General features: G+C 72.5%; 10 protein-coding genes. 1 reads left to right on the top strand and 9 read right to left on the bottom strand.

What is annotated here, in order from left to right:
• Positions 1 to 2 precede the first annotated feature (2 nt).
• From nirB to pgsA, 8 genes are all read right to left on the bottom strand, one after another.
• The gene (gene nirB, locus IXW69_RS02815; RefSeq protein WP_228524603.1) at positions 3 to 2,660 is read right to left on the bottom strand and encodes a nitrite reductase large subunit NirB; all 2,658 of its coding nucleotides are present in this window, start codon (positions 2,658 to 2,660) and stop codon (positions 3 to 5) included.
• Between the two features lie 391 nt (positions 2,661 to 3,051).
• A complete protein-coding gene (locus tag IXW69_RS02820) occupies positions 3,052 to 4,569 on the bottom strand; it encodes an NAD(P)/FAD-dependent oxidoreductase (RefSeq protein ID WP_194784872.1) in 1,518 nt (505 codons plus the stop codon).
• 119 nt (positions 4,570 to 4,688) lie between these two features.
• Positions 4,689 to 5,192 (bottom strand): regulatory protein RecX, encoded by a 504-nt coding sequence (locus tag IXW69_RS02825; protein WP_194784873.1) that lies wholly within the window; start codon positions 5,190 to 5,192, stop codon positions 4,689 to 4,691.
• Positions 5,192 to 6,373, bottom strand: a complete 1,182-nt coding sequence (recA, locus tag IXW69_RS02830) for a recombinase RecA (RefSeq protein ID WP_194784874.1) — start codon at positions 6,371 to 6,373, stop codon at positions 5,192 to 5,194. Before recA ends, IXW69_RS02825 begins: the two co-directional genes overlap by 1 nt.
• A gap of 235 nt (positions 6,374 to 6,608) precedes the next feature.
• Positions 6,609 to 6,833: a DUF3046 domain-containing protein gene (locus IXW69_RS02835; protein WP_194784875.1), complete on the bottom strand. Its 225-nt coding sequence runs from the start codon at positions 6,831 to 6,833 to the stop codon at positions 6,609 to 6,611.
• A gap of 158 nt (positions 6,834 to 6,991) precedes the next feature.
• Positions 6,992 to 7,411 carry a helix-turn-helix domain-containing protein gene (locus IXW69_RS02840; RefSeq protein ID WP_194784876.1) on the bottom strand — a complete coding sequence of 140 codons (420 nt, stop codon included), beginning with the start codon at positions 7,409 to 7,411 and terminating at the stop codon, positions 6,992 to 6,994.
• 210 nt (positions 7,412 to 7,621) lie between these two features.
• Complete coding sequence (locus tag IXW69_RS02845; protein WP_194784877.1) at positions 7,622 to 8,158, bottom strand: CinA family protein; 537 nt, start codon at positions 8,156 to 8,158, stop codon at positions 7,622 to 7,624.
• 9 nt (positions 8,159 to 8,167) lie between these two features.
• Complete coding sequence (pgsA, locus tag IXW69_RS02850; RefSeq protein WP_194784878.1) at positions 8,168 to 8,806, bottom strand: CDP-diacylglycerol--glycerol-3-phosphate 3-phosphatidyltransferase; 639 nt, start codon at positions 8,804 to 8,806, stop codon at positions 8,168 to 8,170.
• Positions 8,807 to 9,095: 289 nt separating this feature from the next.
• Here pgsA and IXW69_RS02855 point away from each other — a divergent pair, with 289 nt between their 5' ends.
• Entirely contained in the window at positions 9,096 to 10,616 is a 1,521-nt protein-coding gene (locus IXW69_RS02855) for a CapA family protein (protein WP_194784879.1), read from the top strand.
• 24 nt (positions 10,617 to 10,640) lie between these two features.
• On the opposite strand, the gene IXW69_RS02860 is transcribed toward IXW69_RS02855, so the two are convergent.
• Entirely contained in the window at positions 10,641 to 13,559 is a 2,919-nt protein-coding gene (locus IXW69_RS02860) for an FtsK/SpoIIIE family DNA translocase (RefSeq protein WP_194784880.1), read from the bottom strand.
• Positions 13,560 to 13,639: the final 80 nt, after the last annotated feature.

The raw sequence follows: 13,639 nt of genomic DNA on the forward strand, positions 1-13,639 counted from the left end.
TCTCAGTCCTCCTTCGCGCCGGCGAGCGCGGGGGCGGGGACGCGCACGTCGGGGCGTCCGGGGGCGGGGTAGGAGCCGTCGGTCATGCCGAGGGCGCGGGCGCGGCGCAGGTCGTGCTCGACCGCGGCGTCGCCGTCCTGGGCGGGGCGGACCTGGCCGCGCTCGGGGGCGAAGGCGAGGTCGGGGTCGGCCAGGCCGGGGGCGTTGACGTAGGCGACGAAGCGGGAGAGCTTCTCCGGGTCGGCGAGGGTGTCGGCCCACTCGTCGGAGTAGTTGGCGACGTGCTCGTCCATCTGCTTCTCGAAGCCCTCGGCCAGGCCCAGGGAGTCGTTGACGATGACCTCGCGCAGGGCATCCATGCCGCCGGGGTACTCCTCGACCCAGCGGGCCGTGCGCTGCAGGCGGTCGGCCTCCTGGATGTAGTACATGACGAAGCGGTCGACGTAGCGCACGAGGGTCTCGTCGTCGAGGTCGGAGGCGAGGAGCTGGGCGTGGGCCGGGGTCATGCCGCCGTTGCCGCCGACGTAGAGGTTCCAGCCGTTGTTCGTCGCGATGACGCCGATGTCCTTGCCCTGGGCCTCGGCGCACTCGCGGGCGCAGCCGGAGACGCCGACCTTGAACTTGTGGGGGCTGCGCAGGCCGCGGTAGCGCATCTCGAGGCGCACGGCCATCGAGGTGGAGTCCTGGACGCCGTAGCGGCACCAGGTGCGCCCGACGCAGGTCTTGACCGTGCGCAGGGACTTGCCGTAGCCCTGGCCGGACTCGAGGCCGACGGCGATGAGCCGCTTCCAGATCTCGGGGAGCTGGTCGAGGCGGGCTCCGAAGAGCGCGAGGCGCTGCCCGCCGGTGACGCGCAGGTACAGGCCGTACTCCTGGGCGACCCGGCCGATCTCGATGAGCTGCTCGGGCAGGACCTCGCCGCCGGGCATGCGCGGGATGACGGAGTAGGTGCCGTTCTTCTGCAGGTTCGCCATGACGTGGTCGTTGGTGTCCTGCAGGGAGCCGGTCTCGCCGTCGAGGACGTGACCGCGGCCGAGGGTGGCGAGCACGGAGGCGATGGTCGGGCGGCAGATGGCGCAGCCGCGGCCCTTGCCGTGCTTCGCGATGATCTCGGAGAAGGTGGTGAGGCCCTCGTCGCGGATCGTCTTGTAGAGCTCCGAGCGGCTCATCTCGAAGTGCTCGCACAGGGCGGAGGAGACCTCGATGCCGGCCTTGGCGAGCTCGGTGTTGAGGATCTTCGTGACGCTGGTGACGCAGGAGCCGCAGACGGTGCCGGCCTTCGTCGTCGCCTTGATGTCGCCGACCGTGTGGGCGCCGCCGGCGATGGCCTCGCGGATGGTGCCGGCGGTGACGTTGTTGCACGAGCAGATGACGGCGTCGTCGGGGGCCTCGAGGTCCACGGCGCCGGCGCCCTCGGGGGCGATGAGGGCGGAGGGGTCGGCGCCGAGCGGGCGGCCCAGGAGGGGGCGCAGCTGGGGGTAGAGCTCGATGTCGCCGACGAAGACTCCGCCCAGGAGGGTCTTGGCGTCGTCCGACACGACGAGCTTGCGGTAGAGGTTGTGGACCGGGTCGATGAAGGTGACCTCGAGGGCGCCGGGCGCGACGGCGTTGACGTCGCCGAAGGCCGCGGCGTCCACGCCCACGCCCTTGAGCTTGGTGGAGGCGTCGGAGGGCTTGTGGACGCGGGAGGAGCCGAGCCAGCGGGCGACGACGGTGTCCGCCATGTCGTTGCCGGGGGCGATGAGGCCGGCGCAGCGGCCCTCGTAGGACGCGCACTCGCCGATGGCCCAGACGAGCGGGTCGGAGGTGTGGCAGGTGTCGCCGACGACGACGCCGCCGCGCTCGGCGATGGCGAGGCCGGCCTCACGCGCGAGGCGGTCGCGGGGGCGGATGCCGGTGGAGAAGATGACGACGTCGATCGGCAGCTCGGAGTCGTCGGAGAGGTAGGCGCGGCCGATGGCGCCGTCGCCCGCGGGCGTGAAGCGTGTGGCGCCGACGCCGGTGCGCACCTCGATGCCCATGCCCTCGATGAGACGGCGCAGCACCTCACCGCCCCCCTGGTCGAGCTGGACGCTCATGAGCCGGTCGGCGAACTCGACGACCGTGGTCTCGGCGCCGAGGTTCCTCAGGGCCGCCGCGGCCTCGAGGCCGAGGACGCCGCCGCCGACGACCATGCCGCGGACGGGTCGGCCGAGGGCCTTACCTCGCAGCTCGACCCACTCAGCGATGGCCTCGACGTCGGCGAGGGTGCGGTAGGAGAACGAGCCCGGCAGGTCCTTGCCCTCGGCGCGCGGGGCCCAGGCCCAGGAACCGGTCGCCAGGATGAGGCGGTCGTAGTGGACCTGGCGGCCCGAGGCGAGGGTGACCTGCCGGTTCTCGCGGTCGAGGGTCTCGGCGGCGTCGCCGGTGATGAGGGTCAGACGACGGTCGTCCCAGACGGTGGGGTCCATCTCGAGGGCGACCGGGTCCCGGTGCTCGAACCACTCGGAGAGGTGGACACGGTCGTAGGGGCGCTCGGGCTCGTCCCCGATGACGGTCATCGACCAGGTGCCCTCGGGGTCCTGCTCGATGAGCCGGGAGGCGAACCGGTGTCCCGTCATGCCTCCGCCGACGACGACGACGTGCTGCCCTGCCAGGTCCTCCCGGGTTCGGACGGGCATCGTGAGTGGCATCGTTCCTCCGCTGCTGCGACGTCTTGTCACGGTCTGGTCCGTGAAAGTTCTGGTGCCCATCCTCCGGGTCCTCGACCCGAAGGCGAAGGACCATGGTCCCGGCAAGTCGAGGAGGCACCAGCGACGAGGTGCGGGCGGCCCGAGGACGGCACGAGACCGGCGCAGGACCAGCGACGAAGAGCCTCGAAGCGCACTCGTGCACCGCTGCTCCGTCGTACCTCGTGCCCGTGCCGGGCTCGCGAGGACCGGGATTCCGTCGCGGCAGCCTCACGGATATCTCGGCGTCACGCACGACCGCCCCACCGGCGGCCGCCGGAGCGACGAGGCGGGGCCCCGCGGCAACGCCGTGGGAGCCCCGCCCGTGCCGGGTCCGGTGCGCTCAGCCCTGCCGGGCAGCGCGACGGCGCTCGGCCAGACGGGCGTCGTTGCTCGCGGCCTTGGCGAAGGCGGCGCCCGGCTCGGCGACCGAGCCGAAGGAGGCGAGGTCGCGCCCGAAGACGACGGCGGCGAACCAGTCCATCATGATGCGGGTCTTCCGCTCGAGGGTCGGCATCGCGTACACGTGGTAGCCGCGGTGGGCGGTCCAGGCGGCGAACCCTCGCAGGTTCACGCCCATGATCCGGGCGACGCCCTTGGAGATCCCGAGGGAGGCGACCGTCCCCATGTTCTCGTGCTCGTAGCGCGCCAGCTCGGGGGCGGCGCCGTCGGCCGCCGTGAGCACGGCTGCGAGGTTGTCGGCGAGGACCTTGGCCTGGCGCACGGCGTGCTGGGCGGTCGGCGCGCAGGTGGCGCCGGCGTCCTCGCTGGTGAGGTCCGGGACGGCGGCGTTGTCGCCGGCGGCCCAGGCGTTCTCGACGACCTGGCCGTCGCGGGCGACCTGGAGCGTCGCGAGCGTCGTCACGCGGCCGCGCCCCTCGATGGGGAGGTCGGAGTCGGCGAGGACGGGGGCGGCCTTGACGCCGGCGGTCCAGACGATGGTGTCGGCGTCGAGCTCGGCGCCGTCGGAGAGGACGACGTGCCCGTCGACGCAGCTGTTGAGGAACGTGTTGAGGCGGACGTCGATGCCGCGCTCGCGCAGCTGCTCGAGGCCGTAGCCGGAGAGCTCCTCGGTGAGCTCGGGGAGGATGCGGCGCGAGCCCTCGACGAGGACGAAGCGGACGTCCTGCTGGTCGACCGAGGGAATCCTGGCGACCTCGGCGCGTGCCATGTCCTCGAGCTCAGCGATCGCCTCGACACCGGCGAAGCCGCCGCCGACGAAGACGAAGGTGAGCAGACGACGGCGTCGCTCGACGTCCCAGGTGGAGGCGGCGTCCTCGATACGGGTGAGGACGCGGTTGCGCAGGGCGAGGGCCTCCTCGACGTTCTTGAAGCCCATCGCCTGCTCCGCCAGGCCGGGAATGGGCAGGGTGCGCGCCTCGGCGCCGAGCGCGAGGACGAGGTGGTCGTAGCTGAGCTCGTAGGCCTCGGGCGCCACGTGGGCGGACTCGGGCACGGGAGGCGTGATGGTGACGGACCGGCCGGCGTGGTCGATGCCGGTGACGGAGCCGGTGAGGACGGTGATGCCCTCGAGGTTGCGGCGGTGCGAGGCGATGACGTGACGCGGGTCGATGGAGCCGGCGGCGACCTCGGGCAGGAAGGGCTGGTAGGTCATGTAGGGCCGGGGATCGATGACGGCGATCTCAACCTCGTCGATGTCGAGCCGGGCGCGCAGGGCGCGAGCCGTGCAGAAGCCGACGTACCCGCCGCCGACGATGACGACGCGCGGGGGCCGGGTGCCGCCGAGCTCGGAGGGGACGGCGGGCACGTGACGGTGGACGGGGCGCGCAGCCAGTGCGAGCGCGGCACCGACGGCGCCCAGGCCGGCGGTCGTGAGGGCGATGGCGTTCTTGCGAGTCATGGCCGCATCGTATTGGGACCTCAGTCCCAGGTCATACTGAGTCCGAGGTTGCCAGCGCGGTGCGGCTCACACGAGCCGGTGACTCCTGGCGAACAGCCGCCGTGAGGCGCTGAAGGCCGTCAGCCCTCGTCATGCTCGTCGGCGAGCGCCCGCTCGATGGCTCGCATGGCGACGCCGCTGGAGTAGCCCTTCCGACCGAGCATCGCAGCCGTTCGCCGCTTGCGCACCACAGGCTCGAGCCCTCGCGTCGCGGCGAGCTTCTTCCGTGCGAGGGCGAGGGCCGCGGCGTCCTCGTCCTCGGGGTCGATCTGGGCGAGGGCGGCAGCGATGGCCGCCTCCCCCAGTCCCTTGCGTCGAAGCTCGTCGGCGATGGCACGGCGAGCGGCCCCCTTCTCGGCGAAGCGCGTCCGGGCGAGGACAGCCGCGTAGGCGGCGTCGTCGACGAGGCCCGCGGCCTCGAGGCGGTCGAGGACCTCCTCGGCGACGCGCGGATCGACCTCCTTGCGGGCGAGCAGCTCGGCGAGAGCAGCTCGCGGCGCCGCGGACCGGTCGAGGCGGCGCAGGACGACGTCCCTCGCCGCCTCGACCTCGGCCTGGTGCTCGTCGGGCGTGAGCCAGGGCATCAGAAGCCGCCGGCCTCCTCGCCGAAGGCGGCGTCGATCTCCTCGTCACTGGTCTTCTTCCGGCCCTTGGCGGCCTTGACCGCACTCGTCGCAGCGTCGTCGGAGGCGGCCTTGCTCGCCTTCGCGGCGGCCTCGGCCTCCGCGGCCTCTGCCTCCTCGCGCGCCTTGCGACCGGGCTCGCCGATGCCCAGGGCGGCGAGGATCTTGTCCTCGATCTCGTCGGCGAGCTCGGGGTTGTCCTTGAGGAACTGGCGGGAGTTCTCCTTGCCCTGACCGAGCTGGTCCGTGCCGTAGGTGAACCAGGCGCCGGACTTGCGGACGATGCCGTTCTCGACGCCGAGGTCGAGCAGGCCGCCCTCACGTGAGATGCCCTGGCCGTAGAGGATGTCGAACTCGGCCTGTTTGAAGGGCGGGGCCATCTTGTTCTTCACGACCTTGGCGCGGGTGCGGTTGCCGACGGGCTGGTCCCCGTCCTTGAGGGTCTGGATACGGCGGACGTCGATGCGCACCGAGGCGTAGAACTTGAGGGCCTTGCCGCCGGTGGTGGTCTCCGGGCTGCCGAAGAAGACGCCGATCTTCTCGCGCAGCTGGTTGATGAAGATGGCGGTGGTGCCGGTCGCGGACAGGGCGCCGGTGATCTTGCGCAGCGCCTGGCTCATGAGGCGCGCCTGGAGGCCGACGTGGGAGTCGCCCATCTCGCCCTCGATCTCCGCCTTGGGCACGAGGGCGGCCACGGAGTCGATGACGATGATGTCGAGGCCGCCCGAGCGGATGAGCATGTCCGCGATCTCGAGGGCCTGCTCACCGGTGTCCGGCTGGGAGACGAGAAGGTTGTCCGTGTCCACGCCGAGGGCCTTGGCGTAGACCGGGTCCAGGGCGTGCTCGGCGTCGATGAAGGCCGCGTTGCCGCCCGCCTTCTGCGCGTTGGCGACGGCGTGCAGGGCGACGGTGGTCTTACCGGAGGACTCGGGCCCGTAGACCTCCACGACGCGGCCGCGGGGAAGTCCACCGATGCCGAGGGCGACGTCGAGCGCCGTCGAGCCGGTCGGGATGACGGCCACCGGCGGACGGGTGTCGTCCCCGAGGCGCATGACGGAGCCCTTGCCGAAGGACTTGTCGATCTGGGCGAGGGCGGTGGCCAGGGCCTTGGAGCGGTCCTGGGTCTGGCTGGCTGCGGGCATGTGTCTACCTCGGTGCTCGGGCGGCTCTCGGCCGCGACGGATGGGCTGGTCCTGTCGGCGAGGTCCCCTCTCCGGGGCTCGCGGACGACGCTATGCCGGACCACCGACACGAACTCGAGTCCCTTGCACCGCTGTGGAGAAGGGGCGCAGGAGCGTCGTCCGTGGAGCACTGTATCCGAACACCTGTTCGACGCCCAAGCGGGGCTCGGCGTGTCCCCGACGACCGCCGCGCGGCTCAGCGGCGACGGCGGGTGTCGTCCCGGAAGACCCAGCGGTCCCCGTCCGAGCGGTCGGTCTCGTCGCACAGGGCGGCCCAGACCTCGCGGGGCGCGACGCCGGCGTCGAGCGCCTCGACGCTCGTCATCCCGACGCCCGGCAGGACGAGGTCCTGCGCGAGGGAGCGGCCGTAACCGGAGCCGAAGACGGTGTCGACGGCGCTCCAGAACTCCGAGTGCTTCATGACGCCGCTCCTCCTGCTCACGCTCGCGCGGCCGGGCTCCCGACCGCTCGGGCGCGGACGGCGCCCTCAGGGCGAGCGTGCCTCGATGCGCGAGGGAGAGCAAAGGCCCCGGCCCGCGCGAGGCGGTGCCGGGGCCGAAGCCTGGTGACTGGCGAGGGTCAGCGCTGCGGCATTCGCTGCTGACGGACCAGCTCGTCCGGGACGGTGTCCGGGACGGCGACGCCCTCGGTGAGGGCGATGCGGTCGGAGACCTCGCGCAGGACGGCCGACAGCGGGGCGTCGAGGGCCTGGCAGATCGAGGCGAGGAGCTCGGAGGAGGCCTCCTTCTGACCCCGCTCGACCTCGGAGAGGTAGCCGAGGGAGACGCGGGCCTGCGAGGAGACCTCGCGCAGGGTCCGGCCCTGGTGCTGACGGACGGAACGGAGCACCTCGCCGATCTCGCGGCGGAGGAGGACGTTCTCGGGCTTGGTCGTGGTGTCCACGGTCGCACGGTACCCCGCCGCGGATGCCTGGCGCATCGGGGTCCGGTTCGCCGGACGTGCGGGGCGGGTGGTGCGGGGGTGAGTCGCGTTGTTCATCGTTCGCCACAACCATTCACTACGAGGATTCATTCCCGTGATCGATCGTCGCCGTCCGATCACGTGACGTGATCCTTACCCGGCATCCTGAGAGAAACCTTGAAGCCACCTTATCAGCGGCGCTGAGTCCGTCGCTCGTGGCCGGATCGTGAGGTGGGCGCCGCGACGTCCTCCGGTTCGGACGGTCGAGCCTCGGGACGCGGAGCCGGGTCAGCGCGCCGGGGCGGCGTCGAGGACCGCGACGGCGAGCGCGACGACCGCCGTCGTCGTGGCCTCCCGGACCGCCTGTCGGTCACCCTCGAGGTGCAGCTCGCGCTCGACGGTGCCCCACGGCGAGGAGACGGCGACGTGGACGGTCCCCGCGGGTTGTCCGTCCGCGGTACCCGGCCCGGCCACCCCGGTGGTCGCGAGCCCGAGGTCGGCCCCGAGCAGCTGGGCGACGCCCTGGGCCATCTCGCGCGCGACCTCGCCGTCGACGGGCCCGGTGCGGGCGAGGCGAGCCGCGTCGACGCCGAGGACCTGGGCCTTGACACGGGTCGCGTAGGCGACGACTCCCCCGACCACGACGGCCGAGGCGCCGGGCACGCTCACGAGCGTGGAGCAGACCTCTCCCCCGGTGAGCGACTCGGCGACAGCCAGGGTGAGGCGGCGCTCCTCGGCGGCGGACAGCAGGAAGCGGGCGGCGTCGACCTGCGTCGAGGCGGCAGGAGCCTCCTGGGGCTCGGACTGCGGGACCTGCTCGCTCATGGTGGCTCCTCAGCGGTTCTCGCGCGTGATGCGCCGCGCCTGCAGGCAGTAGTCGACGCCGGTGACGACCGTGACGACGAGGGCGGCGCCGATGACGGCCGAACCGAGCCAGGTCAGCGCGGTACCGACGGCACCGGGCAGGAACATCGTCCACGGGATGAGCATGAGGGTGAGGCCGGCGATCTGGAGCACGGTCTTGAGCTTGCCGCCGCGCGAGGCGGCCATGACCGCGCGCCGCAGCATGACGAGGCGCAGGAGCGTGATGCCGAGCTCGCGCACGAGGATGACGACCGTGACCCACCACCACAGCCGTCCGGCGACCGACAGCAGGATGAAGGCCGACAGCGTGAGCGCCTTGTCCGCGATCGGGTCGGCGATCTTGCCGAAGCTCGTGATGAGGTTCCGCGAGCGGGCGAGCTGGCCGTCGAGCCGGTCCGTGACTGCGGCGACGATGAAGACGATCGCGGCGGCCAGACGCGCCGGGTCGCCGTCGCGCAGCATGAGCCAGATGAAGACCGGTACGAGGACCAGTCGCAGGACCGTGAGGGCGTTCGCGATGTTGAGCAGCGGCGCCGAGGGCTCGGGGGCCCCGGGGGCGCTCCCGCCGTCGGGGGCCGGGTCGGGGCGGGAGTCGGGCGCTGCGTTCATCCCAGCAAGCCTAACGGTGCCGTCACGGTGACGCGCGCGAGCGGCGCCTCGGACTCCACGGAACCGCCTCCGCGCTAGATTGCCCATCATGAACGCCGGTTCCCCCCGTCCCCCGCACGACTCGAGGCACCGTCGACCGGCGGGCGAAGGCTCCCTGGGCCGGACCGGGACGCCGGAGGGAACCGGACGCCACAGCGCCACCGGATCGGTCGGCTCGACCCGTACCGGCACGACCAGAGCCCGGGGCACGGGGCGGTCGTCCGCGGCACCGCGCCCGGAGGACACCGGCGTGGCCGGGACGGGCCATCCGTCAGCGCGGCGCCCCGCCTCCCACCGCCAGGCCGCGAGCCGCGTCGAGCTCCGCCGACGCGCGGCACGACGGCGCTGCACCCGCTTCATCGCCCTCGGCACGGCCTTCGTGCTCACCGTGGGCGTGGGAACAGGGGTGGCCGCGATGCTGCGCGACGACGGGGGCGAGACGGCCGCCGTCGCCACCGGCTCCGGGACGCCCGCCGCCACCGCGGCGCGCTCCGAGGCTGCCACGGCCACGCCCTCCCCGAGCGCCACCGCCGCCGGCCCCGCGGAGACCAGCGTGGACCCGGGCGACCCCGTCACCCTCACGATCGGGTACGCCGGCGACGTCCTCATGCACGACACCGTCTACAGGAAGACACCCGGTGGCGACGGGGACATCTCCTCGATGGTCGCGGCCGAGGATCCCTGGGTGCAGGGAGTGGACCTGGCCCTGTGCGGGATGGAGGTGCCCGTCTCGCCCGACGGCGTCTACTCCTCCTACCCGGTCTTCGGCTCCCCCGCCGGCGTCGTCCCCGCCCTCAAGAAGGTGGGCTGGGACGGCTGCTCGACGGCCTCGAACCACTCTCTCGACCGTGGCCTGGCGGGGCTCGACACGACGCTGGACGCCTTCGACGCCGTCGGCCTCGGCCACGCGGGCACCTACCGCTCCAAGGAGGGCGCCGAGCAGGGCTACCAGCTCTACGACCTCGAGCGCTCCGGACGCACCATCACCGTCGCCCAGATCGCCTCGACATACAACCTCAACGGCTTCACCGACTCGCAGCCCTACACAGGCGACAACGTCGAGATCAACGACGCCGTGCGCATCACCGAGCAGGCGAGGGCCGCCCGGAAGGCGGGCGCCGACGTCGTCGTCGTCCAGGCCCACCTGGGCACCGAGTACACCGACGAGCCCACGAGCGCGCAGGAGGCCTTCGCCCAGGAGATCGCCGACGGCGGCCAGGTCGACCTCCTCCTCGACGGCCACCCCCACGTCCCCCAGAAGGACCAGCACCTCGACGGGGGCCCCAGCGGGAAGGGCATGTGGGTCTCCCACTGCGCCGGCAACTACGTCTCCGCCCAGTCCGAGGGCACCCAGGGGACGCTCGCGACCGTCGGCACCTTCGTGTGGGCCGACGTCGCCGTCGACGCCCAGGGCGCCGTCTCCGTGACGGGCCTGCACTGGCACCCCTTCACGATGGACACCAAGGCCGGGAGCGTCGTGCGCGACCTCACGGCGCTCCACGACGGCGACGAGCCCGACGGCCTCACGCTCACCGACGCAACGATCAAGCGCCGCTGGGACAAGCTCATGAGCGTCATGGACCAGAGCACCTACGACGCCGACGCCCCCAAGGCCACCGGTGACGCTCCCAAGGCGGTCGCCTACGAGGACCCTGAGAACGGCGCCTACGCGACGCAGTCCGCTCGACCCGAGGCGGAGACCTCAGCGACGTCGGGCAGTACGGCGTCCGCCATGGCGACCACGTCGACGACGAGCCCGTCCAGCCACTGAGCACCGGGGCTCAGCGGCCGGCGCTCACCACGAGGCGCCGCGGCCCGTGAGGCTCCAGGCGTCCTCGGAGTCCTCCTCGGCGTCGAGGTCCTCCCAGGACTCCGACTCCGGGATCCCGCGGTCGGCCTCGAGCGGGTCGGTCGCGTAGCGGTCCGTGGCCGCAGCGGGCGCGGCAACGTCCTCCGGCGTGCCGGCCGAGGCGGCGGAGCCGGGTGCGGCGCCGTCGCCCTTGATCCAGGCGAGGGTCTCCTCCAGCTGCTCCGGCTGGACCAGGACCTCGCGGGCCTTGGAGCCCTCGGAGGGGCCGACGACCTCGCGGGTCTCGAGCAGGTCCATGAGGCGCCCGGCCTTGGCGAAGCCGACTCGCAGCTTGCGCTGGAGCATCGAGGTCGAGCCGAACTGGCTGGAGATGATGAGCTCGGCGGCCTGCAGGAGCAGGTCCATGTCGTCGCCGATCTCCTCGTCGATCTGCTTCTTGACCTCGGGGACGATGACGTCCTCGCGGTACTCCGGCTCGAGCTGCCCCTTGACGTGGGAGACCACGGCGCGGATCTCCGACTCCGTCACCCAGGAGCCCTGGACGCGGACCGGCGCGGAGGCGCCGGGGCCCAGGTAGAGGGCGTCACCCTGACCGGTCAGCGTCTCGGCGCCGTTCTGGTCGAGGATGACGCGCGAGTCGAGCTGGGAGGCGGTGGCGAAGGCGAGGCGCGAGGGCACGTTGGACTTGATGAGTCCCGTGACGACCTGCGCGACGGGTCGCTGGGTCGCCAGGACCAGGTGGATGCCGGCGGCGCGCGCGAGCTGCGTGATGCGCTGGATGGAGGCCTCGACGTCCTTGGGGGCCGTCATCATGAGGTCGGCGAGCTCGTCGACGACGACGAGCAGGTAGGGGTAGGGGGCGAGGACCCGCTGGGAGCCCTCGAGGGGCTGGACCTCGCCGGCTCGCACGGCCTTGTTGAAGTCGTCGATGTGCTTGAAGCCGAAGGAGGCGAGGTCGTCGTAGCGGGCGTCCATCTCGCGCACGACCCACTCGAGCGCCTCGGCGGCCTTCTTGGGGCTCGTGATGATCGGCGTGATGAGGTGCGGGATGCCCTCGTAGATGGTGAGCTCGACTCGCTTGGGGTCCACGAGGACCATCCGGACCTCCTCCGGCGTCGCCCGCATCATGATCGACGTGATCATGGAGTTCACGAAGGAGGACTTACCGGAACCGGTCTGACCGGCGACGAGCATGTGGGGCGTCTTGGCGAGGTTGGTGACGACGTAGTCGCCCTCGACGTTCTTGCCGAGGCCCACGACGAGCGGGTGGGTCTGCTTCTTGGCCGCGCCGGAGCGCAGGACGTCGCCGAGCTTGACCATCTCGCGGTCGGAGTTGGGGATCTCGACACCGATGGCGCTCTTCCCGGGGATCGGGGTGAGCAGGCGGATCTCGTCGGAGCCCACCGCGTAGGCGATGTTCTTCTCCTGGCTCGTCACGCGCGAGACATTGACGCCGCGCCCGAGGTGGACCTCGTAGCGCGTGACCTGGGGGCCGCGCGTGTAGCCGGTGACGGTGGCGTCGACGTTGAACTCGGTGAAGACGTCCTGCAGCTTCTCGACGATGGCGTCGTTGGCCTCGGTGCGCGTCGCGTGCCCCGGGCCGGGCTCGAGGAGCGCCTCGGGCGGCAGGGAGTAGCTGGAGCCGTCGGGCAGCTCCATGGCGCTCATGGCGATCTCGTCGGCGAGGTCGGTCTCGGCGTCGAGGGACGGGGTCTCCTCGGTGACGGCGTCGGGCTCGGCGGGCGGGACCGGGCGCTCGTCCTCGGCGAGCGAGGTCGTGGCGCCTCGCCTGCCCTGCTTGGAGGTCTTGCGCGGTCGCACGGCGGGCGGCTCGAGCTCCTCCTCGGGCGCGGAGGAGGACAGCGGCTCGTCGACGGCCATCGGGTCGTCGAGGGCCAGCTGCTCGGTGGCGAGCTCGTTGCCGTCGGGGCCGATCGGGATGTCGACCTCGTCGGGACTCAGGCGGTGCGAGCCGCGTCCCTTCCGACGCCGAGAGGCGGCGGGCTCGAGGACGGTGGTGGCGGAGTCGTCGCCCTCGACGGCGAGCTCGGCGTCGACGGCCGCCATGTCCGAGGTCTCGTAGGAGGGAGTGGTCGAGCGACGGCGACGGCCGTTGCCGCGCGGACGCTCGTCCGTCTCGATGGCGGAGCGGAAGGCCTCGTCCCCGTCGTACGAGTCGATGCCGGGCTCGTCGTCCCAGTCGTCCCGTCCGCTGCCGATCTGGCGGGCACGGCCAAGCAGACGCGTGGCGAGGGTGTCGCCCGGTTCGCCGGGCTCGCGTCCGGCCTCGGCGTCCGCGCGCTCGCGCCGCTCGGCGAGCGAGTCGCGCATGTCCGCGACGGTGCGGCCGGAGACGACGATGACAGAGAAGATGATGAGGAGGACGAAGAGGATGACGGCGCCGACCGGGCTGAACAGCGCGGCAAGCGGGTAGCCGATGATCCAGCCGAGCAGCCCGCCGGCGCGCTCGAGCGCGTCGATGCCGTCGCCGAAGGCGGGATTGCCCTTGGCGACCTGGATGATGCCCGTGACCCCGGCGAGGACGCCGAGGCTGCCCACCGTGATGCGGGCGTGGACGCCGTCCGCCTCGTGGACGCGCAGCATGAGGACACCCGCCGCAGCGAGGAGCAGGGGCACGAGGACGCCGAGGACGCCGACCGGGCCGGCGGCGAGGTGGTGGAGGAGGGCGCCGGCGGCGCCGGAGACGCCGAACCACTCGCGCAGGCCCGTGACGACGGCGAGGGCGAGGAGGACGAAGGCCCAGCCGGTGCGCCGGTAGCGACCGCCGCGGGGCGTCTCGACGACGTCGGCGCCGCGCGGGGCGCGGCCGCCCTGGGACCCGCCGGATCGTGACCGGGAGGAGCCCGGGGTGCGAGGGGTGGTGGAGGTGCGACGGTTGGCCATGATGCCTTCGACGCTACCGGCCCCACCGGCCCGAACCCGCGGCGCCACGCCGCAAAGGCGGGGCGGCGTGGACCACGCCG

The sequence above is a fragment of the Actinomyces haliotis genome, from assembly GCF_015355765.1.
GTDB lineage: Bacteria > Actinomycetota > Actinomycetes > Actinomycetales > Actinomycetaceae > Actinomyces > Actinomyces haliotis.